Origin of the sequence: Nostoc sp., assembly GCF_036917315.1 — a bacterium.
GTDB lineage: Bacteria > Cyanobacteriota > Cyanobacteriia > Cyanobacteriales > Nostocaceae > Nostoc.
This window is the reverse complement of the sequence record NZ_JBALDR010000034.1, coordinates 18,679-44,296: the sequence shown is the minus strand read 5'-3', so window position 1 is coordinate 44,296 and position 25,618 is coordinate 18,679. Positions and strand designations below refer to the sequence as shown.

General features: G+C 41.2%; 28 protein-coding genes and 1 pseudogene. 21 read left to right on the top strand and 8 right to left on the bottom strand.

The window, feature by feature from the left end:
- The first annotated feature begins 332 nt into the window (after nt 1-332).
- The 7 genes from V7K84_RS15630 to V7K84_RS15600 all read left to right on the top strand — a co-directional run bounded on the left by V7K84_RS15630 (nt 333) and on the right by V7K84_RS15600 (nt 7,561).
- Nucleotides 333-4,319: a magnesium chelatase subunit H gene (locus V7K84_RS15630; RefSeq protein WP_334839314.1), complete on the top strand. Its 3,987-nt coding sequence runs from the start codon at nt 333-335 to the stop codon at nt 4,317-4,319.
- A 113-nt stretch (nt 4,320-4,432) separates the two neighbouring features.
- Nucleotides 4,433-4,852 (top strand): XisH family protein, encoded by a 420-nt coding sequence (locus V7K84_RS15625; RefSeq protein WP_334791732.1) that lies wholly within the window; start codon nt 4,433-4,435, stop codon nt 4,850-4,852.
- Nucleotides 4,840-5,175, top strand: coding sequence for a XisI protein (locus V7K84_RS15620; protein ID WP_334839312.1), 336 nt, complete (start codon nt 4,840-4,842; stop codon nt 5,173-5,175). The genes V7K84_RS15625 and V7K84_RS15620 overlap by 13 nt, the downstream gene beginning before the upstream one ends.
- 128 nt (nt 5,176-5,303) lie before the next feature.
- A complete protein-coding gene (locus tag V7K84_RS15615) occupies nt 5,304-5,597 on the top strand; it encodes a HigA family addiction module antitoxin (RefSeq protein WP_334839310.1) in 294 nt (97 codons plus the stop codon).
- A 151-nt stretch (nt 5,598-5,748) separates the two neighbouring features.
- Nucleotides 5,749-6,705, top strand: coding sequence for an MrcB family domain-containing protein (locus tag V7K84_RS15610; RefSeq protein WP_334839307.1), 957 nt, complete (start codon nt 5,749-5,751; stop codon nt 6,703-6,705).
- 272 nt (nt 6,706-6,977) lie between these two features.
- Nucleotides 6,978-7,238, top strand: coding sequence for a type II toxin-antitoxin system HicA family toxin (locus tag V7K84_RS15605; protein WP_334839305.1), 261 nt, complete (start codon nt 6,978-6,980; stop codon nt 7,236-7,238).
- Nucleotides 7,238-7,561, top strand: a complete 324-nt coding sequence (locus V7K84_RS15600) for a type II toxin-antitoxin system HicB family antitoxin (RefSeq protein ID WP_334839664.1) — start codon at nt 7,238-7,240, stop codon at nt 7,559-7,561. The genes V7K84_RS15605 and V7K84_RS15600 overlap by 1 nt, the downstream gene beginning before the upstream one ends.
- Nucleotides 7,562-7,681: 120 nt before the next feature.
- Here the strand turns inward: V7K84_RS15600 and V7K84_RS15595 are convergent, their stop codons facing one another.
- Nucleotides 7,682-7,822: a hypothetical protein gene (locus tag V7K84_RS15595; protein WP_334839303.1), complete on the bottom strand. Its 141-nt coding sequence runs from the start codon at nt 7,820-7,822 to the stop codon at nt 7,682-7,684.
- On the opposite strand from V7K84_RS15595, the pseudogene V7K84_RS15590 reads away from it, so the two are divergent.
- From V7K84_RS15590 to V7K84_RS15560, 7 genes and pseudogenes are all read left to right on the top strand, one after another.
- A pseudogene (locus V7K84_RS15590) lies at nt 7,823-8,056 on the top strand (cobaltochelatase subunit CobN); the annotation flags it as partial. It abuts the gene before it with no gap.
- A gap of 499 nt (nt 8,057-8,555) precedes the next feature.
- On the top strand, nt 8,556-9,440 hold the full coding sequence (gene rsmH, locus V7K84_RS15585; protein ID WP_334839300.1) for a 16S rRNA (cytosine(1402)-N(4))-methyltransferase RsmH: 885 nt from the start codon (nt 8,556-8,558) through the stop codon (nt 9,438-9,440).
- Between the two features lie 74 nt (nt 9,441-9,514).
- On the top strand, nt 9,515-10,168 hold the full coding sequence (locus tag V7K84_RS15580; RefSeq protein ID WP_094351123.1) for a MotA/TolQ/ExbB proton channel family protein: 654 nt from the start codon (nt 9,515-9,517) through the stop codon (nt 10,166-10,168).
- Between the two features lie 147 nt (nt 10,169-10,315).
- On the top strand, nt 10,316-10,522 hold the full coding sequence (locus tag V7K84_RS15575; protein ID WP_334839298.1) for a glycogen debranching protein: 207 nt from the start codon (nt 10,316-10,318) through the stop codon (nt 10,520-10,522).
- Between the two features lie 382 nt (nt 10,523-10,904).
- Entirely contained in the window at nt 10,905-11,462 is a 558-nt protein-coding gene (locus V7K84_RS15570) for a methylmalonic aciduria and homocystinuria type D protein (protein ID WP_334839297.1), read from the top strand.
- A 165-nt stretch (nt 11,463-11,627) separates the two neighbouring features.
- Complete coding sequence (locus V7K84_RS15565; RefSeq protein ID WP_334839296.1) at nt 11,628-11,768, top strand: hypothetical protein; 141 nt, start codon at nt 11,628-11,630, stop codon at nt 11,766-11,768.
- A gap of 299 nt (nt 11,769-12,067) precedes the next feature.
- The gene (locus V7K84_RS15560) at nt 12,068-13,180 is read left to right on the top strand and encodes a glycosyltransferase family 4 protein (protein ID WP_334839294.1); all 1,113 of its coding nucleotides are present in this window, start codon (nt 12,068-12,070) and stop codon (nt 13,178-13,180) included.
- Between the two features lie 77 nt (nt 13,181-13,257).
- On the opposite strand, the gene V7K84_RS15555 is transcribed toward V7K84_RS15560, so the two are convergent.
- Together V7K84_RS15555 and V7K84_RS15550 are read right to left on the bottom strand one after the other, a co-directional pair.
- The gene (locus tag V7K84_RS15555) at nt 13,258-13,530 is read right to left on the bottom strand and encodes a DUF3143 domain-containing protein (protein WP_094351119.1); all 273 of its coding nucleotides are present in this window, start codon (nt 13,528-13,530) and stop codon (nt 13,258-13,260) included.
- Nucleotides 13,531-13,561: 31 nt separating this feature from the next.
- Nucleotides 13,562-14,086 carry a J domain-containing protein gene (locus tag V7K84_RS15550; RefSeq protein WP_334839662.1) on the bottom strand — a complete coding sequence of 175 codons (525 nt, stop codon included), beginning with the start codon at nt 14,084-14,086 and terminating at the stop codon, nt 13,562-13,564.
- 140 nt (nt 14,087-14,226) lie between these two features.
- Between V7K84_RS15550 and V7K84_RS15545 the strand changes: the two genes are divergently transcribed.
- Complete coding sequence (locus V7K84_RS15545) at nt 14,227-14,430, top strand: type II toxin-antitoxin system prevent-host-death family antitoxin (RefSeq protein ID WP_334839660.1); 204 nt, start codon at nt 14,227-14,229, stop codon at nt 14,428-14,430.
- A gap of 124 nt (nt 14,431-14,554) precedes the next feature.
- Here V7K84_RS15545 and V7K84_RS15540 read toward each other — a convergent pair whose 3' ends face one another.
- Nucleotides 14,555-16,825, bottom strand: a complete 2,271-nt coding sequence (locus V7K84_RS15540; RefSeq protein WP_334839292.1) for a transglycosylase domain-containing protein — start codon at nt 16,823-16,825, stop codon at nt 14,555-14,557.
- Between the two features lie 437 nt (nt 16,826-17,262).
- Here V7K84_RS15540 and V7K84_RS15535 point away from each other — a divergent pair, with 437 nt between their 5' ends.
- On the top strand, nt 17,263-17,973 hold the full coding sequence (locus tag V7K84_RS15535) for a hypothetical protein (RefSeq protein ID WP_334839290.1): 711 nt from the start codon (nt 17,263-17,265) through the stop codon (nt 17,971-17,973).
- A 208-nt stretch (nt 17,974-18,181) separates the two neighbouring features.
- On the opposite strand, the gene lspA is transcribed toward V7K84_RS15535, so the two are convergent.
- Together lspA and V7K84_RS15525 are read right to left on the bottom strand one after the other, a co-directional pair.
- The gene (gene lspA / locus V7K84_RS15530) at nt 18,182-18,658 is read right to left on the bottom strand and encodes a signal peptidase II (RefSeq protein WP_334839289.1); all 477 of its coding nucleotides are present in this window, start codon (nt 18,656-18,658) and stop codon (nt 18,182-18,184) included.
- A 94-nt stretch (nt 18,659-18,752) separates the two neighbouring features.
- The gene (locus V7K84_RS15525; RefSeq protein WP_334839287.1) at nt 18,753-19,340 is read right to left on the bottom strand and encodes a biotin transporter BioY; all 588 of its coding nucleotides are present in this window, start codon (nt 19,338-19,340) and stop codon (nt 18,753-18,755) included.
- 587 nt (nt 19,341-19,927) lie between these two features.
- On the opposite strand from V7K84_RS15525, the gene pstS reads away from it, so the two are divergent.
- The 5 genes from pstS to V7K84_RS15500 all read left to right on the top strand — a co-directional run bounded on the left by pstS (nt 19,928) and on the right by V7K84_RS15500 (nt 24,376).
- Nucleotides 19,928-21,109, top strand: a complete 1,182-nt coding sequence (gene pstS, locus V7K84_RS15520; protein WP_334839286.1) for a phosphate ABC transporter substrate-binding protein PstS — start codon at nt 19,928-19,930, stop codon at nt 21,107-21,109.
- A gap of 149 nt (nt 21,110-21,258) precedes the next feature.
- Nucleotides 21,259-22,209 (top strand): phosphate ABC transporter permease subunit PstC, encoded by a 951-nt coding sequence (gene pstC, locus V7K84_RS15515; protein WP_334839284.1) that lies wholly within the window; start codon nt 21,259-21,261, stop codon nt 22,207-22,209.
- A 19-nt stretch (nt 22,210-22,228) separates the two neighbouring features.
- Complete coding sequence (gene pstA / locus V7K84_RS15510) at nt 22,229-23,110, top strand: phosphate ABC transporter permease PstA (RefSeq protein ID WP_334839282.1); 882 nt, start codon at nt 22,229-22,231, stop codon at nt 23,108-23,110.
- A gap of 57 nt (nt 23,111-23,167) precedes the next feature.
- Nucleotides 23,168-23,974, top strand: coding sequence for a phosphate ABC transporter ATP-binding protein PstB (gene pstB, locus V7K84_RS15505; RefSeq protein ID WP_334839280.1), 807 nt, complete (start codon nt 23,168-23,170; stop codon nt 23,972-23,974).
- A 120-nt stretch (nt 23,975-24,094) separates the two neighbouring features.
- Nucleotides 24,095-24,376, top strand: a complete 282-nt coding sequence (locus V7K84_RS15500; protein ID WP_094351110.1) for a hypothetical protein — start codon at nt 24,095-24,097, stop codon at nt 24,374-24,376.
- A 99-nt stretch (nt 24,377-24,475) separates the two neighbouring features.
- On the opposite strand, the gene V7K84_RS15495 is transcribed toward V7K84_RS15500, so the two are convergent.
- Nucleotides 24,476-24,970, bottom strand: coding sequence for a pentapeptide repeat-containing protein (locus V7K84_RS15495; protein ID WP_334839279.1), 495 nt, complete (start codon nt 24,968-24,970; stop codon nt 24,476-24,478).
- 44 nt (nt 24,971-25,014) lie between these two features.
- The gene (locus V7K84_RS15490) at nt 25,015-25,581 is read right to left on the bottom strand and encodes a Uma2 family endonuclease (RefSeq protein ID WP_334839277.1); all 567 of its coding nucleotides are present in this window, start codon (nt 25,579-25,581) and stop codon (nt 25,015-25,017) included.
- Between the last annotated feature and the right edge of the window lie 37 nt (nt 25,582-25,618).

The following is a 25,618-nucleotide window of genomic DNA, read 5'->3' as shown; positions in this document are numbered from 1 at the left end:
CTCTACATACACTGTAAATAATACTTAATCAACTCGCACAAGCGGATTTGGTTTTGTAAATAAAATTATATATTTAAATAACTATGTAACGATTAAAAGTTGTTACGAAATATTTACATTAATGTGAGCTACTACTTTTAGATAAAGTCAACAATTACGAAGAAATATTTCGTTTTTTATATCGATTTGTGTCATATAGGCGATAAAATGCCTACTGGGCAAGCGTTTTCTGATAAAAAACAGATATTGCCTAAAAGATCGCAAGTTACCTGTGGCTGATGATGCCGCTAGGAACTTTCAGAGAGAACACGCATCAAAGGAGCCGAAGAAGCATGTTCACACACGTCAAGTCCACCATTAGACACATTGCGCCTGATAACTTACGCGGACGTAGTTTAATCAAGGTGGTCTATGTCGTGCTTGAGTCCCAGTACCAGAGTGCTTTGTCGCAAGCAGTTCGCACGATTAACGCGAACAATCCCAACTTGGCGATTGAAATCAGCGGGTACTTGATTGAGGAACTCCGCGACCCAGAGAATTACGAGGAGTTTAAACGAGAAATTGAGAGTGCGAATATCTTCATCGCTTCCCTCATTTTCATCGAAGACTTAGCACAGAAAGTAGTAGCAGCAGTAGAACCACACCGCGATCGCTTGGATGTTTCCGTTGTCTTTCCCTCGATGCCAGAGGTAATGCGCCTGAGTAAAATGGGCAGCTTTTCTTTGGCACAGTTGGGTCAGTCAAAAAGTGCGATCGCCCAATTCATGCGGAAACGCAAAGAAAAATCCGGTGCGGGATTCCAAGATGGAATGCTGAAGCTTTTGCGAACCCTCCCGCAAGTGCTGAAGTTTTTACCGATGGACAAGGCACAGGATGCCCGAAATTTCATGCTCAGTTTTCAGTATTGGCTAGGTGGTTCTCCAGAAAACCTGGAAAACTTCTTGCTGATGCTAGCTGATAAATATGTATTTAAAGGTTTAGATAAACAAGATTTTGCACCTTCTACATACGAACAGCCGGTGGTTTATCCCGATTTAGGGATTTGGCATCCTTTGGCTCCTAGTATGTTTGAAGATGTCAGAGAGTACCTCAATTGGTATACAGCTCGTAAGGATATTTCTAGCGATCTAAAAGATCCCCTAGCTCCTTGTGTCGGGTTAGTATTGCAACGCACCCACCTAGTTACAGGGGATGATGCCCATTATGTAGCAATGGTGCAGGAGTTGGAAGCATTAGGCGCACGGGTACTACCTGTTTTTGCTGGTGGTTTGGATTTCTCCAAGCCTGTGGATGCCTACTTCTACGAACCGACTACTAACATACAGTTAGTAGATGCAGTGATATCGCTGACTGGTTTTGCTTTAGTTGGTGGCCCAGCCAGACAAGACCATCCCAAAGCAATTGAGTCACTCAAACGCTTAAATCGTCCTTATATGGTGGCGTTACCCTTAGTATTCCAAACCACAGAAGAGTGGATGGATAGCGATTTAGGGTTACATCCAATTCAAGTAGCTTTGCAAATTGCAATTCCTGAATTGGATGGAGCAATTGAGCCGATTATCTTATCAGGTAGAGATGGAACTACAGGCAAAGCGATCGCACTGCGCGATCGGGTTGAAGCTGTAGCCGAACGCGCCTTAAAATGGGCAAACCTCCGCCGCAAGCCGAAGCTGGATAAAAAAGTCGCCATCACCGTTTTCAGTTTCCCGCCAGATAAAGGCAACGTCGGAACCGCCGCTTACTTGGATGTATTCGGTTCTATTTATGAGGTAATGAAAGCCCTCAAAAATAACGGCTACGACTTACCAGAATTGCCAGAATCCGCCGAAGCATTGATGCAAGAAGTCATCCATGACGCTCAAGCGCAGTACAACAGCCCAGAACTGAACGTTGCTTACAAAATGTCGGTTCCTGAGTATGAAGCGCTGACTCCCTACTCTCACCGCCTAGAGGAAAACTGGGGCCCACCTCCGGGACATCTTAACAGCGACGGGCAAAACTTGCTGATTTATGGTAAGCAATTCGGTAACGTTTTCATCGGTGTGCAACCCACATTTGGTTACGAAGGCGACCCGATGCGCCTGTTATTCTCCCGTTCAGCTAGTCCTCACCACGGTTTTGCTGCTTACTACACTTATCTAGAGCAAGTTTGGAAAGCTGATGCTGTACTGCACTTTGGTACACACGGTTCCTTGGAATTCATGCCAGGTAAACAGATGGGGATGTCTGGTGATTGTTATCCAGATAACTTGATTGGCTCAATTCCCAACCTGTATTACTACGCAGCGAATAATCCGAGTGAAGCGACAATTGCCAAACGTCGGAGTTATGCCGAAACAATTTCTTACTTGACACCGCCGGCAGAAAATGCTGGGTTGTATAAAGGTTTGAAGGAACTGAGCGAATTAATTGCTTCTTACCAAACCTTAAAAGATAGTGGACGCGGTGTTTCCATTGTCAACAGCATCATGGATAAATGCCGGATCGTGAATCTGGATAAGGATATTCACCTGCCAGAAACCGATGCCAGAGACATGAGTGCCGAAGAGCGGGATAATATTGTTGGCAACGTCTACCGCAAGTTGATGGAAATTGAGTCTCGGTTGTTGCCTTGTGGATTACACGTCATTGGTAAACCGCCAAGTGCAGAAGAAGCGATCGCAACTCTCGTCAACATTGCTAGTCTAGATCGTCAAGAAGAAGGACTTCAAGGCTTACCGGGAATTATCGCCAATAGCATTGGGCGTAGCATTGATGATATTTACCAAAATAATGACAGAGGCATTTTAGAAGATGTCCAGTTATTGCAAGATATCACCTTAGCAACCCGTGCAGCAGTTACCGCCCTTGTCCAAGAGCAAATCGACGCAGAAGGACGAGTTTCTCTAGTTTCCCGCTTGAATTTCTTCAACATGGGCAAAAAGGAACCTTGGGTAGAAGCATTGCATAAAGCAGGTTATCCCAAAGTTGACACCGCCGCCCTAAAACCCCTACTTGAGTATTTGGAATTCTGTCTGCAACAAGTTTGTGCCGACAACGAACTCGGAGCATTACTCAGAGGCTTGGAAGGTGAGTACATCTTACCTGGTCCAGGTGGCGATCCCATCCGCAACCCGGATGTATTGCCCACAGGTAAGAATATCCATGCTTTAGATCCGCAATCCATCCCAACAACAGCAGCAGTACAATCAGCTAAAATCGTCGTAGACAGGCTTTTGGTACGTAACAAGGCTGAAAATGAAGGAAAATGGCCAGAAACTATCGCCTGCGTCCTTTGGGGAACCGATAACATCAAAACTTACGGTGAATCCCTAGCGCAAATTATGTGGATGGTGGGCGTGCGTCCAGTTCCCGATGCCTTGGGACGGGTGAACAAGTTGGAATTGATATCTCTAGAAGAGTTGGGACGACCCAGAATTGATGTGGTAATCAACTGTTCTGGTGTATTCCGCGACTTGTTCATCAACCAAATGAACCTGCTAGACCAAGGCGTGAAGATGGCAGCTGAGGCAGATGAACCCTTAGAAATGAACTTTGTTCGCAAACACGCTTTGCAACAAGCTGAGGAAATGGGAATTAATCTGCGTCAAGCAGCGACGCGCGTTTTCTCCAACGCTTCTGGTTCCTATTCGTCAAATATCAACTTGGCGGTAGAAAACAGCACTTGGGATAGCGAAGCCGAGTTACAGGAAATGTATCTCAACCGGAAATCCTTCTCCTTCAATTCCGATAACCCCGGAATCATGGACGAATCCCGGCAGATTTTTGAAAGTACATTGAAAACTGCTGATGCAACTTTCCAAAATTTGGATTCTTCCGAGATTAGCTTAACGGACGTTTCCCACTACTTTGATTCCGATCCCACTAAGCTGGTGGCAAGTCTGCGGGGTGATGGTAAAAAACCAGCATCTTATATTGCAGATACAACCACAGCTAACGCCCAAGTTCGGACATTATCAGAAACCGTGCGTTTGGATGCGCGTACCAAATTATTAAATCCCAAGTGGTACGAAGGGATGCTGTCTCACGGTTACGAAGGTGTGCGCGAACTCTCCAAGCGGTTGGTGAATACAACAGGTTGGAGTGCGACAGCCGGCGCTGTGGATAACTGGATTTATGAGGATACTAACGAAACCTTCATCAAAGATGAAGAAATGCAGAAACGGTTGCTAAACCTTAATCCCCATTCTTTCCGCAAGATTGTATCAACTTTGTTGGAAGTGAATGGACGCGGTTATTGGGAGACTAGCGAGGATAATTTAGATCGTCTGCGCGAGTTGTACCAAGAAGTTGAAGACCGGATTGAAGGGATTGAATAATCCCTAATCATAAATGTAGGGACGTTTTATGAACGTCTCTACATAAAAAACGGTTTTGATAAATTGTATGGAATCCGGCTAAATGAAAATCAAATATATAATTATAGATAGGTATGTCTGCTAAAGATGTCTTTCATGAAGTTGTCAAAACAGCTTTACAGAAAGATGGTTGGCAAATTACTCACGATCCACTCACAATTAGCGTGGGAGGAGTTAACCTTTCGATTGATTTAGCCGCCCAAAAGCTGATTGCAGCAGAACGTGAAGGACAAAAAATTGCAGTCGAAGTCAAAAGTTTTTTAGAGAGGTCGTCTGCTATTTCAGAATTTCATACAGCATTAGGACAGTTTATTAATTATAGAGGTGCATTACGACGGCGGCAACCAGAGCGTGTTTTGTATTTAGCAGTACCTTTAACAACTTACAAAACATTTTTTCAACTTGATTTTCCTAAAGAGATGATTGCAGAAAATCAAGTGAAAATGCTTATTTATGATGTAGAGCAAGAGGTGATTTTCCAATGGATAAATTAACTCAATATCGCCAGCTTGTACAACAGATATTAAATGATTATAGTGAGCAAAAACCAGCCTACGGAAATATAGAAGTTGAAACAATTTTTGATACAGAACGTGACCATTATCAAATAGTTCATGTAGGTTGGGAAGGTCAAGACTGGGTACATAGTTGTATTATTCATATTGATATTAAAAGTGGGAAAATTTGGCTTCAGTGGAATGGTACAGAAGATGATATTGCAGCTAATTTGGTAGCTGTGGGAGTTCCCAAGGAAGATATTGTGTTAGGTTTTCAGTCTCCTTTTATGAGACAGTTTACAGAATATGCAGTGAGTTAGGAGATGCTTTGAAAATCTCCAAGTACTACTTAATGAATGTTAACCTCAACTCCTGTGTTAATATGATCTTAATTGGCTAGACAATGCTAAATAAGGTTGACTAAATTATTAAGTAAGAAGTATTAATTATGGATAATTGGCAAGATATTACTGATGATAGATTAGTAAGACCAATACATCCTGGTGAAGTAATTGCAGATATTTTAGATGATTTAGATATTAATACCGCAAATTTTGCAGAAAATTTAGGAGTATCTAATCAAACAATTGAGGAAGTTATTAATGGTCAAAGAGCAATTACAGTAGATATAGCAATACGTCTTGGTAAAGCTTTAGGAAATGGGGCAAGACTTTGGCTTAATCTTCAGCAAAAAGTTTTTGGGATGCTTTGCAAAGCCATAAAGAAGAATATGAGCAAGTAAGGATATTGGTTTAGAATAAATTCTGAAGAATCTTAGATCGCCTATACGATTTGTACCAACAGATTAAAGACCGAATTGAAGGAATAGAATAGTCTTTATAGGGCAGGCAAAATGCCTATCTTAACATTTCAATCTAATTGTATAAATATAAATGCTCAAACAAACTATTGAAAAATTATTATACGAATATCCAATAGTAAACCAAGAACAATTCAAAAATCATAATTTTCCAAGATATTTAAAGAATGATGTTCCAAAGTTGTTAGATAATTCTCTAAATCTTCCTGAAATATATAGTATACAAGCTTCAGCAGGAAATGGCTCATGGGCAAATATCCCTTGGATAGCTGTTTTTAATAAGCTGGTCACAGAAAGTGTGAGATTTGGATTTTTCCTTGTCTATTTGTTTCAGGCAGATTGTTCTGGTGTTTATCTATCTTTGAATCAAGGTACAGCATCTTTGAAAAAAAATTATGGACTTGGAGGTGCAAAAGATATATTACGAGAAAGAGCAAAAACTTTTAGGAAAATTATATCGACCGATATAAGTATTAAATATTCTGAAAATATTGATCTTAAACTTGAAGCAATTCCTAAAGAAACTACTGCTCGAAGATTAGGTCAGGCATACCATGCCGGTAATATATTAGCTGTTTATTATCCAAAAACAAGTTTGCCAGACTCAGATAAACTGGTCAATGATTTATTATTTTTTATCAAAATTTATGAAGAATTGATCGAACAGCAACCTTTAGATACTCAGGATAATGAATTACATTCTGAAGAAGTTTGGTTTGAAGATTTAACAAAGTATAAAATCCATAAAAGAGTAGAAAGAAATCAAGCTTTGTGTAATAAAGCTAAAGAAATACATGGATATATATGCAAAGCTTGCGGTTTTGATTTTGAGATGAAATATGGCAATATAGGCAAGAATTATATAGAAGCTCATCATCTAGTACCGATTGCAACTCTAGAAAAAACGAAAGTTCAGCTAGACCCTTCAACTGACTTTACTGTTTTATGTTCCAATTGTCACCGTATAATACACAGAATAAAACCTATACCAACACTAGAAGAGTTTAAAAATATAATCACAACTGATTAGTCAAGGCAAAAATTGAATCAGATTGTCCAAGTCCTGAACTGAAACAGCGTTTAATATCTGCCTGATCGATGATAATACTAAGTATGATTGCCCTCACTCTTCTACAACAAGCGATCGCTTTATTTTTGAGGTTTTCTGTAAGGCGATCGCCTAAAATGCCATCATAGAAATAGCGATCGCTTCTATATTTTTAATGATATCATAATATGATATCATTGTATCTATGGCTATATTCAAGTTAACTGTAAGATGGCTGTAATTGTATTGATTAAATGGATCTCAATAACAAACAACGTCAGATTTTAGAGTTAATTTTTACAAATCCTGTACCATCTAATATTCTTTGGAAAGATATTGAAAGTTTATTTATAGCTCTCGGTGCTGATATTACTCAAGGTACAGGTTCGCGGGTTCGTGTGAAATTAAATGATGTGAAAGCTGTTTTTCACGAACCGCATCCTCAAAATGAGACAGATAAAGGAGCAGTCAAATCTGTTAGAGAATTTTTAATTAAGGCAGGAATTGAAATATGATGACTTATAAAGGATACACAGCTAGTATAGAAGTAGATGTAGAAGCGGGAATACTTTTTGGCCAAGTCCTAGATATTAATGACGTAATTACCTTTAAGGCAAAAACTGTAGACGAAGCGCGTCAAGAATTTCAAATTTCTGTTGATGATTATCTTGCTTTCTGTGAAGAACTAGGAGAGGAGCCTGATAAACCATTCTCTGGTAAACTTCCATTCCGCACAACTCCAGAACACCACCGCAAAATATTTATTGCTGCTAAAAAGGCTGGCAAAAGCATAAATGCTTGGATGGATGAAATCTTAACTGGTGCTGCGGATAGGTAGAGATGTTGAAGTGCTGGAATCTCCTGCTAGTTTATCAGGAGAAGATGTGCTACCGGAATTTATGCTTAATTTTGAAAATATCTGGTGAATTGATTAACATACGAAGTGCGTTAGCGTAGCTCACCGTAGGTATCGCATTGTTTTTGAGATTTTCTGTAAGGCGATCGCCTTGTTTTTGAGGTTTTCTGTAAAGCGATCGCTCACTCTTGGACAACAGGCGATCGCTTTATTTTTGAGGGTTTCTGCAAGGCGATCGCTCACTCTTCCATTGGCGCTGTGGATAACTGGATTTATGAGGATACTAACGAAACCTTCATCAAAGATAAAGAAATGCAGAAACGGTTGCTGAACCTCAACCCCCATTCTTTCCGCAAGATTGTATCAACTTTGTTGGAAGTGAATGGACGCGGTTATTGGGAGACTAGCGAGGAGAATTTAGATCGTCTGCGCGAGTTCTACCAAGAAGTTGAAGATCGGATTGAAGGAATTGATTAGCTGATAAAAGTGTAGAAACACAAAATCAAGATGTAGAGACGTTAGATATACAGCACTTACGGCAGCTATGAGGTACATTCCCAAATCTGAAAGCTTTGATAGGAGAGGGCAAGGAGAAAAACTGTATTGCATAATAGCCGGAAGCGCTGTAACGTCTCTACATTTTTGATGGGTTTTTAGAGTTTTTAATTGCGTTTTTGTAAGCTTTATACCAAGTCTTTAGAGGGATACGCCAGAGCAAATGTAGTTTTTAAGTGATGCTCATTTTAACTTTTCAAAAACATAGTTTGGCGCAACTTCACAAATAAACTGTAAAGGTAAAAAATAGCACTACAGATGCTTAAAGCTCAACATCCAAAACTGACGCTGAGTATTGAGTTATGATATTTTCTTTTGTATCTTACTGGTTTAAAAACTATTTTTTAACTAGGAACACACTAAGACACATAGAAAAGAATACATAATTAAAGTTCATCTGTGGTTTTTTGCCCTAAGTCTCATGAATCGTCAGCTAGCTCTTGAAGAACCGATATTTTCCCATCTACCAGTGTTACCGCAAGAAGTGATTGTAGGTCTAGCGGTATCTCCAGGAGGTCATTATCTTGATACGACTGTAGGCGGTGGTGGTCATAGTCGCCTAATTTTAGAAGCTGCGGCGGATGTGCGGGTTACGGCAATTGACCAAGATGAGGATGCTTTAGCAGCCGCGAGGAAAGAATTAGCAGAGTTTGGCGATCGCATACAATTTATTCATCGCAATTTTGCTGACTACGAGTTTCCCCCCAACACTTTCGATGGTATCTTAGCCGATTTGGGGGTGAGTTCTTACCATTTAGACCAAGCAGAGAGGGGTTTCAGCTTTCGCCAAGCTGCGAATTTGGATATGCGAATGGATCGGGGGCGATCGCTAACTGCTGCTGATGTAATTAATAATTGGGATGAAACGGAATTAGCAGATATTTTCTTTAAGTACGGTGAGGAAAGATTATCGCGGCGCATTGCTCGTCGCATTGTCGAACGGCGACCGTTGCACACGACTACAGAATTGGCTGAAGCGATCGCTTCTTCAGTTCCCCCGAAATACCGTTATGGGAGAATTCACCCGGCTACCCGTGTTTTTCAAGCTCTGCGAATTCTCGTCAACGATGAGTTAAAATCCCTAGAAACCTTTTTGGATAAAGCACCAAATGCCCTTGTCCCTGGTGGCAGAATTGCAATTATCAGTTTCCACAGTTTGGAAGACCGCCCAGTAAAGCATGGTTTAAGAAATTCACCTTTATTAAAAGTCTTGACAAAAAAACCAATTATTGCTCAAGAAGAGGAAATTAGTCAGAATCCGCGATCGCGATCGGCCAAGCTGAGGATAGCCCAAAAGCTGCTGTAACACAATGCAGCGTTAAACCCCTCCATCTCAACAATCTGTTAACCTAGCGTTGTTGAAGAGTTAAAAAATAATAGATGGAAATTAGTAATCTGTTTACGGCAGGTGGCGTGGTCATGTGGCCTCTGCTGGCATTCTCTTTGTTAGGGGTAGCGCTAATTATCGAACGTATCATCTTTTGGATAAAGATAAATAATCGGCAAAACAAGGTGGTGCGAGAGGTGCTACACCTTTATCGTCTTGATAATGTAGTTAGTGCTTTAGATAAATTGCAGAAAAATACCGATTTACCCTTAGCTCGGATTTTTTTAGCAGCTTTAGAATTAGAGGAGCCAACACCAGAGGAATTTCGTTTGGCATTGGAAAGTGAAGCACAAGCCGAAATCCCCTTGCTCAAGCGCTCCCAAAATATTTTTGAGACAATTATTGGTCTTGCACCTCTGTTAGGACTTCTCGGCACTGTATTAGGATTAATTAACTCTTTTGCCTCTCTGAATATTGGAGATGTGGGAGGTAGTAAAACAACAGGTGTAACATCTGGAATTAGTGAAGCTTTAGTATCCACAGCATCAGGGTTGGTAGTGGCAATCTTTACACTATTATTTGCCAACACCTTCCGAGGACTCTACCAGCGGCAGATTGCCTGGATTCAAGAATATGGCGGACAGTTAGAATTACTCTACCGCCGTCGCTACGAAAGAGGAGATAAATCATATCTGCCGAATAAATGAAGCGGAACTGGGTAATTGTAAATTAGTAATCGGTAATTGGAATTAGTTCACTATTTGTTACCGAATTTTGCTCTAACACTTTTGACTCTAATAGTATTCTAAAATGACGAATAGCTTTGTTCGCTACAGTTATTGAGGAAATATTCCATGACTATTTGGGTAAATGAGCAAATCGATCCGTCTGGGATGATTCATGCCTGTATTGCCACTCGTAATGAATCTCAAGCCAAAGATTGCCATGATTCATTTCAGAATAATTTGACCGAAAAGCAAAAGGACTCAGGTTGGGTAGCGCGATTACGGACGGTCGATTCTTGGGATGAAGTGCCGGTGAATTCTTTAAAACTCAATTAATTGGGTGCTATAGAAATTAGCCTACATAGCTGAAATATCTTCTGGCAGACATAATTACTTTTGTTATTTTCTGCTTACTCCAACCTGCGTTGCTTTTTTGCGATTTTGAACGAACATATTTCATCTGCGTAGGCGTAGCCCGCCATAGGCATCGCCTGTCTACTACACGCTGTATCTATGCCAATGCCTAAAGCGATCGCAGCAACTTCCATGAGAACAGGTTAATAAAGGATAAAATTCGGATTAAATTTCTCAAATTATTATTAACTGCTTCCCAAAAAAGTAACATATTATAGAAAAATGATGATTTTTCTTAACTTTTAAGAGGTATCATCTATACCGTAGATTAAATTAAAAAATTTGTATAAGCCGAATCAATTTAGTGAACTATCCCAAAGTTTACACTTCGGAGCAAGCCTGTCCCATTAATTTAGTTGGCGAAACAGGACAAGCGGTTCAAATTTCAATTCATGCTCCCAGTCAATATATCTGTGCCAACTGCGAACGGATATTGCCAGATTGGAAACGGCAGCCATTTTTACGAGTAGTGATTGTATTACAACAATCGCGTTATCAATTAATCGAAAAGACAGCAGAAGTAGAGTCAGAGAAAGAACGCTTACGAGAAAAGTTTATGAGATTTGGCTGTGATTTAGCATTTAATTTGCGCGATCGCGGCTATTTAACAGACCTAATCGACCCTCGTACAGGCTATCCTTTACTGTCTCATCCCGGAGCAATTCCTCACGACGACACAGCAGTTGTCAAAGCTTTGCTAAACTATCCGGTGATTAAAAATCAATGCCGTGTGTTAGTTCATCCCGATTGGGGTGCAGCAGTTTATCCTAGTATTTTGATATCAGAAGCTCCCCCAATTTTGATCGAATGGGTTACAAAAGGCGTAGCATCCATGCATGGATGGAAAGAAATTAATTATTAGTCATTAATCATTGGTCATTGGTCATTGGGTATGTAAAAACGTATATCAGCACTTGTCTCTCCAAATAAATTCTTCCAAGAAACTAGGATAGTCGAAGCGATAGTGCGGCTTGTTACTTCTCTCTCATGAGTAGATGCTACGAAGTAAAACGAGGAATAATGGTTTTTGGTTCCTGTTTGGGTGACATCTCAGACCGATCGACAGGTATTTCAAATTGATGATAATTTTATCCACTACTGTCAGACTAAACTTTTAGCCCGTAGCGAAGAGAATGGTACTTTAGCAGCATCTGCGGGAATTATATAACTATTGGGAAAAATCCTGTTCCCAACTTTCTGCATATAAGTAGATGGATGAGGAAATTTATAACTATGTCCGTTGCGATCGCAAAGCGTGTCTCGTTAGGACTCAGCGAAGTGTTCGCGTAGCGTCTCGTAGGAAGCAATCGCAAGGGTTTCAAGCTTTTTATATCTCGTTAGATAGTTAGATTTATTTGTACTTACCTACCTTAGACACCGAGTTGATTCTGAGCAAAGTGAAATACTGGTTTCATAGCTATGCTCAACCACAATTCCCATAAATACAAAATTTCCCATACCTAATATATGAAAATATTAATTCAACACCGTCATTATGACAATGAAATTAGTGGAGTTTTAACTTATATTTATTCTATTATTCCTGAGTTGGAAGCTAGATTAATTGAAGTTAAAACTATTTCGACCAGACAAGATAATATCGCTAAATGGTTTAGTTATATTGCTTGGGCAGATATAGTACACATGAATTCCAATGACTTATTGTTTACTTTGTTATGTAAAGTATTGCGAAAAAAGATAATTATTAAATACCATTATTCCCTTTATCAATCTACTCATACTAGTTATGAACAGATGAAGTTGACGCAACGTTTAAAAGCTGAATTTAAACACACATTGCCCAAAGCTAATTATCCATTCAAGTGGAAATTACACACTTTTATCAAATGGGCACGCCTAATCACCCGGCTTTCTACTGCCTTCTTAGCCGATTATCATACGGCTTGTAGTAACTTTTTAGGAGAATCTTCTGCTTTTCCTTGGCCAGTTGATACTTTATATAATCCGATTGAAATCAAGTCGAAAAACCAGCTTAAAACTTTAGAAAATTTATCTCAGCCATATAATTTTATTTTTGTCGGGAGATTAGCTACAGACAAAGGCGTAGATATTTTATTAAAAGCAGCGCGGATTTTACAAGATGAAAATAAAGAATTTAAAATTACTATTATTGGCGATGGCGAACAATCTCAGGAATTAAAGCAGCTAACGTCTGATTTAGAAATTGCGAACAAAGTTAATTTTTTAGGTAAAGTTCCTCAAAAAGAAGTACTTCTAAAAGTTCAAGATGCTTTGGCTTTAATTGCTCCATCCCGTTGGCAAGATCCAGCACCTTACGTAGTGCAAGAAGCCTCTAGCGTTCAAACCTGCTCGATTGTCTCAAAAATGGGAGGATTGTCAGAAGTAGGAGGGCCGCACAGCCTATTTTTTGAAAATGAAGATGCAGAAGAATTAGCCAAATGTATGCGATATTGCTTAGATAATCCAGATGAAGCAATTAAGCGAGGTTTTCAGTCCAGCCAATATGTTGCGGAAAAGTTTTCGGCTGCGCGTGCTGTTAATAGACTACTGGAAATTTGTAGCCAACTTAGTCCTAAAGCATTAGGTAACAAAATCTGATACATAATTCCCATTACAGGGTTGCTGCCCTGTAACAGGCTCATTGGAAGCTCTACCAATAGTACATAAGCACTTCCTTATGGCCCAGAAAAGACAGCTTGTTCTACATCATCCCGACTAAGAGAATACTTGAATGAGCGTTGGATATCTTGTCCATTTTCCCCAGATTGAACATATCGCACTACAATTTGCTCAACATCGAGCCATAATTCAGCTTGCCAATTAGGTCGCTGTACGCGCCAGCAATGCCTTTGTGTTTCGTCTTGTTGACAGCCTTGATCTTTTAGCCACTGCTCAATTTGTGGCAGGGGATGATTATATAGGGGAGTATCAGAGGGAAGAAGAGCCATAGGAATTTTAGATTTTGGATTAGGGAATTGTTTAATTTTTAATTATCGGATGTGTAATTAGTTGCGACATATAGGTAATCTGCTGTTGTACAGATGTAGTTGGTTGCAACAAATGGGAATGGATCGCAGCCTCGCCACGAGTTAAACCAATGGCAACTGCTAATAACAAACAACCTACAAATGTTAACACCAGCATAAATAAAGCAAAGATTTCGCCAGATGATAAGGGGCGATCGCTCGCATCGAGGTAAGCTGATTTTGACCAGTCATGAGAACGCGAAACGGGATGATTCAAATCAGGGGGTGGTTGAATCACTCCAAAGCGGGAATAGCCAATTTTCAAATCGTAGCTTAATCGGCGTTCTGGATGGCTAAGGGTGGCGTAAGCTTCATTGATTTGCTGAAATTTGGGAGTGGCGATCGCAGTCGGCAAGTCTGTAGTATCAGGATGATAGACCTTGCTAAGTTGCCGATAAGCGCGACGAATGTCAATTACCGATGCCCAGGGATGCAGTCCTAGCAGGGAGTAATAAGTTGGTTCGCTGCTTTGTGGCATTGCCCCGTTTTGATTCACATCTGTTTGAGTCACTTTGCTCAAAGATATTTTTTATATTTTAAATCCTTTGTGAATTTGAGAAGACACAGCAGGTCTAGCATCCGATCAAATATCTTAATAAAGCATTTAATCTCTAAAATATTCAAACTCTTACCGACTTTAAGCGTATTGCCAAAGATTACGTAGAACGGATCGAGGCAACAAAGTCCCCGCTTGTACTAACGGTGAATGGGAAAGCTGAAGTTGTAGTGCATGAAGCGCAAGCGTTTCAACAGATGATAGATGAACTCCAGCGCCTTGAGAAAGAACTGCAAAAACTCAAGTTAGAAGCATTACGCAGTTAGATTGACATTGGTATTAAGCAACTCGATAGTGGACATTCTAAGTCATCAAAATCAGGTCTTCTCATAAGAGTCCATCGATCGCTTATAGATCGATAGTTCCCAATGCCCAATGCCCAATCTTCGTTTACCTTGTAATTCTCCGCATATAATTTCCCCACAACTGAGCTGCTTGAGCACTGCTGCCAGATGTCGGGGAATTATTGTCGTTTCCCAGCCAAACGCCAGTTACAAGTCGCTGACTGGGGATAAAACCAATAAACCACAAGTCAACGTTTTTATCAGTCGTGCCAGTTTTACCAGCTTCCCCTAGTCCAATGGCAGCACTACGACCAGTGCCTCTTGCGATTACACCGCGCATCAAACTAGTCATTTCATCGGCGACACCATTTGTCAACACTCGTTTGTTGGCACCTGGATCTTGGTCGAAGGAGTAGATTACACGACAGGTTTTGATATCCTTGCGATCGCTGCAATCGCCACTGTCTAAAATTCGGCTAATAGCATGGGGAGGATTCAACACACCGCGATTGCCAATAGCGCCAAAAGCACCAGTCATTTCCAAAACATTGACTACACTTTGACCCAGTACCAAGCCGGGAACCGGATCGAGGTTTGATTTTATCCCCAAACGCTGCGCCATGGCCACAACTTTATCCAGCCCGACTTGTCTGGCAACTCGCAAGGCGATGGGATTTTCTGAAAGCGCCAGTCCGGTGGCAATATCCAAACTCGTGTCAGCACCAGCACGACAGGGTTTATAAGTAAAGCCTTGCCAAGTTAAAGGGGCGCAGGAATAACTGTTGGATGGCGAAATTCCCTGTTGAATGGCGGCAGTGTAAGCAAAGATTTTGAAGGTGGAACCTGGTTGTCTTTTAGCTTGAACAGCACGATTGAACTGACTTTTTTTGTAATCAGTCCCGCCTACCATTGCGAGGATACTGCCTGTACTAGAGTCAAGAGTGACTACTGCTCCTTGAGAAAAATTAAAATTTCTACCAGAGTTGTTCACTGCATTATTCAACGCTGCTTCTGCTTGTCTCTGTATGGCTGGATCGAGCTTGGTTTCAATGATATAGTTTCCCTCTCTTGCAGCTCCCTCCCCTAAAATTGATTCGAGTTCAGAGAAGACATAACTGTAAAAATAAGGTGCGATCGTTTTAGCTTGCTGTTCGCAGACTTTAGGACTAATTTGAACAGTGGAACGTCTAGCTCGGTTTGCATCCTCTGCTTTAATTTTGCCCATCTCCAGCAACCGCTTAATCACACGATTTCGGTATTCGGCCGCTTCTAGCTTATTGGGGCCATCCCCACAAAAATCGAAAGCGTTGGGAGCAGGTAAAATTCCTACCAATGTTGCTGCTTCTGCCAAAGTTAATTCTTTAGCCGACTTCTCAAAGTAATATCGGGCTGCATCCTCAAAGCCAGAGGTATCCCCTCCCAAAAAAACCCGATTTAAGTACATCAGCAAAATATCATCTTTGCTGTAAAAGGTTTCGAGCTTTAGGGCGACAACTGCCTCCCGCAATTTGCGACCAAGGGTATCCTGTCTACCTACATACTCGCGGAATAAACTGCGGGCAACTTGCTGGGTAACAGTGCTGGCTCCTTGTTGCACATCTCCGCTGCGGCTATTAATCAACACAGCTCGTAAAATCCCCAGAGGATCGACCCCAAAGTGCCAGTAATAACGACTATCTTCTGAAGCCACTACCGCAGCAGGCAAATAAGGGCCAAATTCCTCTAATCGCTTCATGTCTACATGAGAGATTGTCCGAGGTTCTCTCAGGGGAGTGGCTCCATCACGGGCGTAAACAACTACTGGGGCGCGTGTCGCTGTCGGTAGAGGCTTGACTGAAAACTTCAGCCATTCGACGCCAATCACTAATGTTAATAGGGCGCTGACACCACCAACTCCATAAGCTGTCCAACTTGCAGCTTTGACATACCATGCTGGTGGATCGACATATTGCAACCGTACAGAAGCGGCGAGTTCTGGGGGCCCCAGAGTCAGAATATCGCCGTGACGCAGTTCTAGAGAACTAACACGACGTTTGCCACGATAAATGCCATTGGTGGAGTTTTCGTCTTTGATCGTGAAAACTGGTGTGCGTTGAGTAGAATTCCGCGATAGTGAGAGGTGAATTTGGCTGACAACCGGGTTACGGATAACGATATCGCTGGATTTGGAACTACGACCGAGAATATAGCGATCGCCCAACAGTGGATATACCTCTGCTTTATCCGCCCCCGCATCCTGCACCCAAAGTTCTGGTACTTTGGCATTAGGCTTGAGCGCCAATTTTGAAAAATCGACCCTAGCTTGAATCGTATGTACTGCTTGAGTCAGTTGACCTAGTAACGTTTGTGGCTTGTGAGGGGGTTGGGGAGAACTCATCGGCTATTCACATCACAGTTTTTAATGAAGAATCGGGCGAATTACAATCAATTTTAGATGTTAATCTTTCATCATTTTACTCATAAGCCAAAGCATAAATTAGCTATACGGGACTTTATTGATTTAATTTATACTTAATCTTAATATTATGGCTAGAATTTATTTGTGATTTTAGTCACTTCTTTATATAAGAAAAATTTCTTCTATATTCTCAAAGGCTTATAACTAGCTAGTATTATTCTTTCAATAACTATAAGTATAATTTTACCTTTTGTCTTTTTAAACACTAATTAGTAACAAAAAACTGATTTAATTGTTACCAATTTTACATATCCACATATTCTGAAACAAACCTAAATATCTTCATTTAGGAGGATTTTCTAAATTTTAGTTATCTGCTTTAATAGGGCGAGTGTTCTGTTGAGGTTAATTTCAGAATGATGGGAAAATCTCTGACCCTGATTGGTACAGCTTTATCTTTGGCACTTACCACTAATATTGCTGTAGCCGAATCCAGTAAATCCCCCATAGCTCAATCTAGTAGCGACTCCACTAGTGCACCAGCGGAAATTAAAATGTCGCCAGAAGGGATGAAAATTCTGTGCGAGCATTTTCCGCTCAACTCCCGCTGTTCCGGCGGCACAGCAGCCACCCCTAGCGCTCCTGGTGGCACTACAGTACCAGCAGAAACAACACCAGCAGAAACAACAACGCCTGATAGCAGCACCACTCCTGATAGCACAACTGCACCAGGAACCACTCCTCCTGAATCTGGCACTCCCGAAACAACTCCAGCACCAGGAAGCATAACCCCACCGGCACCTGGCGCACCTAGTAACTTAACTCCAGCACCAGGAAGCGTTACTCCAACCACTCCTGAAGGCGCACCTAGCAACTTAACTCCAGCACCAGGAAGCTCAACCACTCCTGAAGGCGCACCTAGCAACCTAACTCCAGCACCAGGAAGCGTTACTCCAACCACTCCTGAAAGCGCACCTACTACTCCTGGCAGCACTACCGAACCAGGTAGCTCAACTACACCTGAACAACCTGGCACTCCTGGCACTCCTGGCAGCAGTCTCGAACCAAGTAGTTCTCCCAGTACTCCCGGCTCTAGTTCGCCAAAAACTCCTACCACAGGTAACTAAATTTAAAGCTGGGGCATAATCTAAATAATGGTTTGCCATCAGCGATCGTCGGTGCATCTTTCTTGAACTCTTGCACCAGTTATGCAAACTGGTGTCAGATGACAAATAAAAATTGATAAAACCTTATACGTAAAGTCTTCGCATATAAGACTAAGCAAGGGTTTCACTAAGTCAATAGCCTGGGATTAATCATCCCAGGCTTAATAGTTTAATGGGATCTGCCAGATGAAGTGGGTGTTTTTTGCAAGGAAGCGATTAACAGGCAAACAATACCGATACTAATAAATGAATCTGCCACATTAAATACAGCAAAGTTAATCAGGCGAAAATCAAGAAAATCAACGACGTAGCCTAAAACAAAACGATCGATACCGTTGCCCATAGCTCCACCTAAAATCAAGCCATAGCCTAACTGATCCCACAAATTTAATGTTGGGCCAATTAACGCCAACGCTATCAATACTAGACTCACTCCTAAAGACAGCCAGCGCAACCACTCTACTTTCCCGCTCAACAGACTAAAAGCCGCACCAGTGTTAGTGACATACGTGAAGTGAAATATCCCAGGTAAGAGTGGTAGTGTCTGCCCCAAGCTAAAGCTTTGTACTATCCAGTACTTTGTTATTTGGTCTAAGAAAAAAGCGAGGAAGGCAGCAATCCAGAAAAGACGATTTTTTAAATGCATGGCGAATTAGTCATTGGTCGTTGGTCGTTGGTCATTAGTCATTGGTCATTGGTCATGAGCTTTTGACAAATGACAAAGGACGAAAGGCAATGAGCTAATAAAACATTAAGTGACGCAATATATATGCTATTACAGTAACTGCACAGACCACAGTTAGTTGACCTGGTAGTGCAAACCAAGAATATCTAAGGATTGCTTGCATCAAGGGTAGATTTTCTGTGCCTTTCCACTGAAAAAAATAGCTAATAATCAAATAAGTAATACCGCATAGGTGGAGAGTTAACAAGCCACAGATACAACTAAAGGCAAGAGTTTCTAGTCGAGGTCTCGCTTTAAAAGCAACTAAGCCACAAATCCAAGCTCCAGGAATAAAACCTAGTAGATAGCCAAACTGAGACAGCTTGACATAACCAATACCGCCGCCATCGGCAAATACTGGTAATAAGGTTAACCCCATGACTAAATAGGCAATTTGCGAGAGCGCACCCGCATTTTTGCCTCCTAAACAACCCACTAACAATACTGCGCCAATTTGAAAAGTGACACCTAAAGAAAAAGTCTGAATTCCGTGCTGACTCCAAGTCCAAGGAAAGGTGATGCCATAAACTTCTAAGAAGGTACCACCCATTGTCAGGAGTAAGCCAATCATAGACCATAGTAATTGATTGGAAGCAGCAAACATTTATCAGGCAACCAAGGAAAAGCAAAAGGCAAAACCAACAGCAACTAGTATATTCATTAATATTGAAATGAAATTTGTGCTTATATCTTAAGAACTAGCATATTTTCTTTTGCCTTTTTGGTATTGTAATTTTTCAGTTTTAAGAATTGTCGCTGAGGTGTCTATTATCTGATTTTCTTGGCTGAGGCGTGCTGTGAATTCTGGTATTTAACCTAAAATATGGTAAATTAACATTATATATATAAGTATTTATACTATTTTTGCAGAGCAGTGCTTAAATTTGGCTACAAAGTATTTAATGCTTAATCTTAATTAATATTTATATACTTTTTTATGACTTGACCAACGAAATTACACTAACAATAAATTTTTGTAAATAGGTATAACAAACTTACTTTAGTAATATTTCTATCTTAGACTTAAAGTAAGGTATAAAATTTACCAATAAAAACTAGAAACAAGGGTTTGCCCTTCATCAAAAAAACAAGTATCTTTTTGCTTTGTTAACCTTTCGTTAATCTCTATTGTTGTTCTTTGGGAGTATCTTAGAAACGCTCACCTGAAAAGTTACTAAAAAATTGATAGCGATGCTCTCACGTCTTAGTGCAATAAAAACTCATCGCCTCACAGGTTCAATTTCAGTGTTAGCACTGACAATCAGCCTAGCAGCTTGTGGCGGACAGCAAACACCAGATGGTACAGCCACCAAGGATACGCCTTCTGGTACTGCTACCGATACTACTGCCTCTAGCCCAGCTAAATTAGACCTTGGCGGAACCGTAAAGTTAAGCGGGGCTGGTGCGTCTTTTCCAGCACCACTGTATGATACCTGGTTTACAGATTTAAACAAAAAATATCCAAATCTGCAAGTTGACTATGCATCAGTTGGTAGCGGTTCTGGAGTTGAACAATTTATTAAAGGTACTGTAGACTTTGGTGCCAGCGATGTCGCAATGAAGGATGAAGAAATCCAGAAAGTACCAGCAGATAGAGGTGTTATTTTACTGCCTGTAACTGCTGGTAGCATCGTGTTGGCTTACAACTTGCCTGATGTTCCAGAACTAAAGCTACCACGAGCCGTTTACGCCGATATTCTACTAGGCAAAATCACGTCCTGGGATGATGCCCAAATTGCCAAGGCTAACCCAGGTGCAAAGCTTCCTAAAGAGGCAATAACGGTTGTTTATCGTTCTGATGGTAGCGGAACCACTGGTGTGTTTACAAAACACCTCAGCGCTATCAGCCCTGAGTGGAAGAGTAAAGTTGGTGAAGGCAAAACTGTCAACTGGCCTAAGGGAGTCGGTGCTAAAGGTAACGAGGGTGTTACTGCCCAAATCCAACAAACTCAAGGTTCCATTGGTTATGTCGAGTATGGCTATGCCAAACAAAATAGTCTCAAGTTTGCTGCTTTGGAAAATAAAGGCGGTAAGTTTGTTGTAGCTAGTGAAGAGTCAGCTTCTAAAACTCTCGAATCAGTACCTCTACCCGCAAATCTCCGCTCCTTCATTTCCGATCCCGAAGGGCCTGATTCCTATCCCATCGTCACTTACACCTGGATTTTGGCTTACAAGAAATACCCCAATGCGGCAAAAGCCAAGGCGATTGAAGCTGCAATTGAATACGCTTTAACTGATGGACAGAAGCAGGCTAGTGCATTAGGATATGTTCCTCTACCCTCAAATGTGATTACAAAGGTAGCTGCTGCTGCTGACCAAATCAGTCCAGAGTACAAAATTTCTGTTGCCAGTGGTACTAGCGCTAGCAAGTAAGCAAGCAATAAAACATGCCTATCCAGTAGTAACTTTGGATACGGAGTTACTATTGTATAAGTCAGTTTAAATAGATGATGAGGCGACAATTTTACTAATTTGGTTGCCTCCCATATTCTTCTCTGATTTAATTCTGAAAGTCGGTATTCATGACTACAAATTCTCAAAATCTGTCATCAGCGATGAAAAATCGCTCTGACGCCGAAAAATCCTTAGATTTGGGTTTTATTTGGCTGACTAAAATTTTTGCTTTTGGAGTTGCTGGAACTTTATTATGGATCGGGTCGCAGGTTGCAATTGCCTCATGGCCTGCTATCCAAAAGTTTGGTGCTGGCTTTTTAGTCAACACCACTTGGAATCCGGTTAATGATACCTATGGGGTGCTACCTCAAATTTATGGAACTCTCGTGAGTTCTTTTATTGGTCTGCTGATAGCAGTTCCCATTGGGGTTGGTACTGCTATTGTATTGAGCGAGGATTTTTTACCTGCAAAAGTGAAACTGGTACTGGTTTTTGCGGTAGAACTGCTCGCAGCTATTCCCAGCGTTGTCTATGGCGTGTGGGGTATTTTCGTTTTGGTGCCAATACTAACCAGCTTGGGAAAATGGCTGAATGGTTACTTTGGCTGGCTGCCATTTTTTAGCACTTCTCCTACAGGGCCAGGAATGTTGCCGGCGGGAGTCATATTAGCGATTATGACTTTGCCCATCATCACAGCTTTATCCCGCGATGCCTTGATTTCTGTACCCCCCAGTTTGCGCCAAGCCTCTATAGGACTAGGAGCAACCCGCTGGGAAACGATTTTGCAAGTTCTTATCCCAGCAGCCTTTTCGGGCATAGTTAGTGCTGTGATGTTGGGACTGGGCCGCGCAATGGGAGAAACAATGGCTGTAACGATGTTAATTGGCAACTCCAACAACATTAGTCTCTCTCTTTTTGCACCAGCCAATACGATTTCTTCTCTACTGGCAAATCAATTCTCAGAAGCTAGTGGTTTGCAAGTTTCGGCTTTAATGTATGCGGCTTTAATTCTATTTTTCTTGACACTAGTAGTCAATATTCTGGCAGAGTTGATCGTTCTGAGAGTCAAGCGAATATAGCTTAGTTTTGGGTTAAATTATGACTTCTAATTTTCCAGAGCGCAGTTTAACTCGCTCCGCCATGTCTCAAAGAACACTGTTTAATACAGTGATGACCGTAATCGCTTTTACCTGCGGAGTATTGGCACTTGTTCCTTTGCTAGCAGTACTTTCTTATGTGATTATTAAAGGCTTTAGCAGTCTGAATCTGGCCGTGTTTGTGGAATTGCCACCCAAAGCTCTCCAAAAAGGAGGAGGTTTTGGTAATGCCATTTTAGGCACGCTGCTGATGGTAGGAATTGCTGCCTTGATTAGTATCCCCTTTGGAGTTTTAGGGGCGATTTACATCACAGAATTTAGTTCGGCGAGAGTAGCTAGATGGGTGCGTTTTGCAGCTAACGTCCTTAGTGGAGTCCCCTCAATTATTGCTGGGGTATTTGCCTATGGGATTGTAGTTTTGACAATGGTAAAGTTGAACTTAGGATCGTATTCAGCTCTAGCTGGAGGGTTTGCACTAGCAATTTTGATGTTGCCAATTATTCTGCGAACTACTGATGAAGCGTTACAGTTAGTATCGCAAGATTTGCGACAAGCTTCTGTAGGGTTGGGAGCGACTAACTTTCAAACTGTAAGTCAAGTAGTCTTACCAGCAGCTTTACCAGCTATTGTAACTGGGGCAACGCTAGCGATCGCCAGAGCATCTGGAGAAACCGCACCTCTGCTATTTACTGCTCTATTTTCTAACTTTTGGCCAGATGGTGTATTCCAACCAACAGCTTCTCTGGCTGTTTTGGTTTACAAATATGCCATTTCTCCGTTTAAAAATTGGCAATCTTTAGCTTGGGCAGCATCTTTGATTTTGGTATTGATGGTTCTAATCACAAGTATCATCGCTCGCTGGGCAACTCGCCAAAAAGCTTAGTCAGCAACCATCCATAGTGCAGATCCCCATCGCTTAAACAAACACTAAATTTAATTTATGGCTACCAATACTAGGACAGTGAATGACACTGAAACCGTTTTACGGGCTGAAAATCTCAACATTTACTACGGCAAGTTTTTAGCTTTACAGAATATTTGGCTAGATATACCGAAAAATCAGGTGACTGCTTTTATCGGCCCTTCCGGTTGTGGTAAAAGTACGTTGTTGCGATGCTATAACCGTCTCAATGACCTGATTGAATCATTTCGGGCAGAAGGTAAAATACTTTTTTACGATAAAAATTTGTATGCACCCGATATCGACCCTGTAGAGGTACGTCGGAGAATTGGGATGGTGTTTCAAAGACCAAACCCATTTCCCAAGTCAATTCATGACAATATTACTTTTGGAGCTAAAATCAACGGCTACAAAGGTGATTTAGATGAATTAGTAGAAAGCAGTCTCAAAAAAGCAGCTTTGTGGGATGAAGTCAAGGACAAACTAAAGCAAAGTGGCTCTTCTTTATCTGGTGGACAACAACAGCGATTATGTATTGCTCGCGCGATCGCAGTCCAACCTGAAATTATACTGATGGATGAACCTTGCTCCGCTCTTGACCCCATTTCCACCTTGCGTGTTGAAGAACTGATTCACGAACTTAAAGAGCAATATACTATTGTCATTGTCACCCATAACATGCAGCAAGCAGCCCGTGTTTCTGATAAGACAGCCTTTTTTAATGTTCGGACTTCAGAGAAAGGAACCCGTAGCGGCTACATGGTAGAGTACGATGCAACAGAATTAATTTTCAACAATCCTCAACAGGAAGAAACCAGAGATTACGTTAGCGGCAAATTTGGATAAATATTTGTTTTACATTGTTGATATTAAAGCAATGAGGGATACTCGGAAATTAAAGCTGTGCGATATTCCTCTATGTTTTTTATTTAAAGGACTTTTTTCTCCCCAACAAACTTCATCTCCATGCTGTCCGATGTCTATTACTTAGTGCGCTCAAAAACTGACGGGAATTATCTTATAGCTCGTCCTGATGCTGAAACATCGGGTTATTTATTGCTGTTTCAAGAAAACTTTGACGCCCTTAGCTATCTCAACACCCACGCAGCAGAAGTGGCAAATCGCTTTGCGGTTGAATCTATTGCGCGTACACAGTTGGGAAACTTGCTCAAACGTTGGGGTTTTAGCGGTGTGGGCATTGTAACTGACCCGTTATTGCCCAAAGTTGAATTTTTACAGCACAGTTAAGCTTTATTTCCTCATTTGTTAATTGGATATTATTCATCAATTTTGGGTTTCGTTCTTTAACTAGCGACGGCAGCGATCGCACTAATTTCTTATTTATACTTATGGTCTATTGTTCACAATGCTTCCATCGGGCATGATGGTCTGGAAAAGAATAGCATTATTGACATCAGCATCAGTACTACCTGTCAAGTTAGCATAGCTGAGGTTAGCCCCCTCAAAAATAGCAGCCTCCAGCTTAGTATAAGAGAGATCAGTGTCAATCAACAGAGCGTTCTCCAGAGAGGCGCTATACAGGTCAGCCCTATTGAGGTCAGCACCACTGAGATTAGCCCCACTCAGATCCGCACTCAGATGACTACCACTGAGATTAGCCTGTCTGAAATCAGTATTAATCATTTCAGTAGCCTCGAAGTGAGTACCTGCCAAACAAGCCCCACTGAGGTTGGCATCCATTAGGTTTGCACCATCCAAGTAAGCTCTACTCAGATTAATACCACGCAAGTCCGTTCTACTCAAGTTAGCATTACTCAAATCAACCCCAATAAAATCTCTATCTCCAGCAGCATAACGCCTGAGCAATTCCTCGGCATCCATACCTCAATTCCCGCATTAATTAACATATTCAAAATATTATGGTGTTAAGTAAATAGTTGTGCGATCGCACAAGTAAAATCAGGCAATATGGGTGAACTCAATTCATCACCATTGAACAACGTAGCAACTAACTTTAAACTCGCTTGTTCGCGTCGATATACTTCCACCTGTTGCTTGCGCCAATCTACAATCCAATATTCTCTAACACCTCGTGATGAGTAGAGCTTAAGTTTTAATTCTTTGTCCCGCTTTTCGTTTTCACTACCAGCAGATAACACCTCTACAACCAGTTCTGGCGCACCAGTCAAATGCCCTGCCTCGTCTAAAAGTAAAGGCAATCTCTCGTTGCTAGCCCAGACAACATCGGGAATAACATTATCATTATCACCAAAAATTATTCCTGGAGCAGCCACAACTTCTCCCAGACCAGTAGTTTGTGACCAGTTATCCAAGGAAGTGCTAATTCTGACACAAGTTTTTTGATGCTTCCAGTGGGGCGCTTTAGTCACAAACAATTCTCCGTCAATAATTTCATAGCGATTCCCGTTATCTGGAAACAACTCTAAATCGGCGGTAGTCCAGCGCACTCTCTCAGATATCGGCTGGTTCATAAATTATCTTTGTTAGGGGATTTACCTAATTTTAGCC

Coding starts and splice junctions, on each gene's coding strand:
- V7K84_RS15630 (WP_334839314.1), top strand. CDS start 333: ATGTTCACACACGTCAAGTCCACCATTAGACACATTGCGCCTGATAAC.
- V7K84_RS15625 (WP_334791732.1), top strand. CDS start 4,433: ATGTCTGCTAAAGATGTCTTTCATGAAGTTGTCAAAACAGCTTTACAG.
- V7K84_RS15620 (WP_334839312.1), top strand. CDS start 4,840: ATGGATAAATTAACTCAATATCGCCAGCTTGTACAACAGATATTAAAT.
- V7K84_RS15615 (WP_334839310.1), top strand. CDS start 5,304: ATGGATAATTGGCAAGATATTACTGATGATAGATTAGTAAGACCAATA.
- V7K84_RS15610 (WP_334839307.1), top strand. CDS start 5,749: ATGCTCAAACAAACTATTGAAAAATTATTATACGAATATCCAATAGTA.
- V7K84_RS15605 (WP_334839305.1), top strand. CDS start 6,978: ATGGATCTCAATAACAAACAACGTCAGATTTTAGAGTTAATTTTTACA.
- V7K84_RS15600 (WP_334839664.1), top strand. CDS start 7,238: ATGACTTATAAAGGATACACAGCTAGTATAGAAGTAGATGTAGAAGCG.
- rsmH (WP_334839300.1), top strand. CDS start 8,556: ATGAATCGTCAGCTAGCTCTTGAAGAACCGATATTTTCCCATCTACCA.
- V7K84_RS15580 (WP_094351123.1), top strand. CDS start 9,515: ATGGAAATTAGTAATCTGTTTACGGCAGGTGGCGTGGTCATGTGGCCT.
- V7K84_RS15575 (WP_334839298.1), top strand. CDS start 10,316: ATGACTATTTGGGTAAATGAGCAAATCGATCCGTCTGGGATGATTCAT.
- V7K84_RS15560 (WP_334839294.1), top strand. CDS start 12,068: ATGAAAATATTAATTCAACACCGTCATTATGACAATGAAATTAGTGGA.
- V7K84_RS15555 (WP_094351119.1), bottom strand. CDS start 13,530: ATGGCTCTTCTTCCCTCTGATACTCCCCTATATAATCATCCCCTGCCA.
- V7K84_RS15550 (WP_334839662.1), bottom strand. CDS start 14,086: ATGCCACAAAGCAGCGAACCAACTTATTACTCCCTGCTAGGACTGCAT.
- V7K84_RS15540 (WP_334839292.1), bottom strand. CDS start 16,825: ATGAGTTCTCCCCAACCCCCTCACAAGCCACAAACGTTACTAGGTCAA.
- V7K84_RS15535 (WP_334839290.1), top strand. CDS start 17,263: ATGATGGGAAAATCTCTGACCCTGATTGGTACAGCTTTATCTTTGGCA.
- lspA (WP_334839289.1), bottom strand. CDS start 18,658: ATGCATTTAAAAAATCGTCTTTTCTGGATTGCTGCCTTCCTCGCTTTT.
- V7K84_RS15525 (WP_334839287.1), bottom strand. CDS start 19,340: ATGTTTGCTGCTTCCAATCAATTACTATGGTCTATGATTGGCTTACTC.
- pstS (WP_334839286.1), top strand. CDS start 19,928: ATGCTCTCACGTCTTAGTGCAATAAAAACTCATCGCCTCACAGGTTCA.
- pstC (WP_334839284.1), top strand. CDS start 21,259: ATGACTACAAATTCTCAAAATCTGTCATCAGCGATGAAAAATCGCTCT.
- pstA (WP_334839282.1), top strand. CDS start 22,229: ATGACTTCTAATTTTCCAGAGCGCAGTTTAACTCGCTCCGCCATGTCT.
- pstB (WP_334839280.1), top strand. CDS start 23,168: ATGGCTACCAATACTAGGACAGTGAATGACACTGAAACCGTTTTACGG.
- V7K84_RS15500 (WP_094351110.1), top strand. CDS start 24,095: ATGCTGTCCGATGTCTATTACTTAGTGCGCTCAAAAACTGACGGGAAT.
- V7K84_RS15495 (WP_334839279.1), bottom strand. CDS start 24,970: ATGGATGCCGAGGAATTGCTCAGGCGTTATGCTGCTGGAGATAGAGAT.
- V7K84_RS15490 (WP_334839277.1), bottom strand. CDS start 25,581: ATGAACCAGCCGATATCTGAGAGAGTGCGCTGGACTACCGCCGATTTA.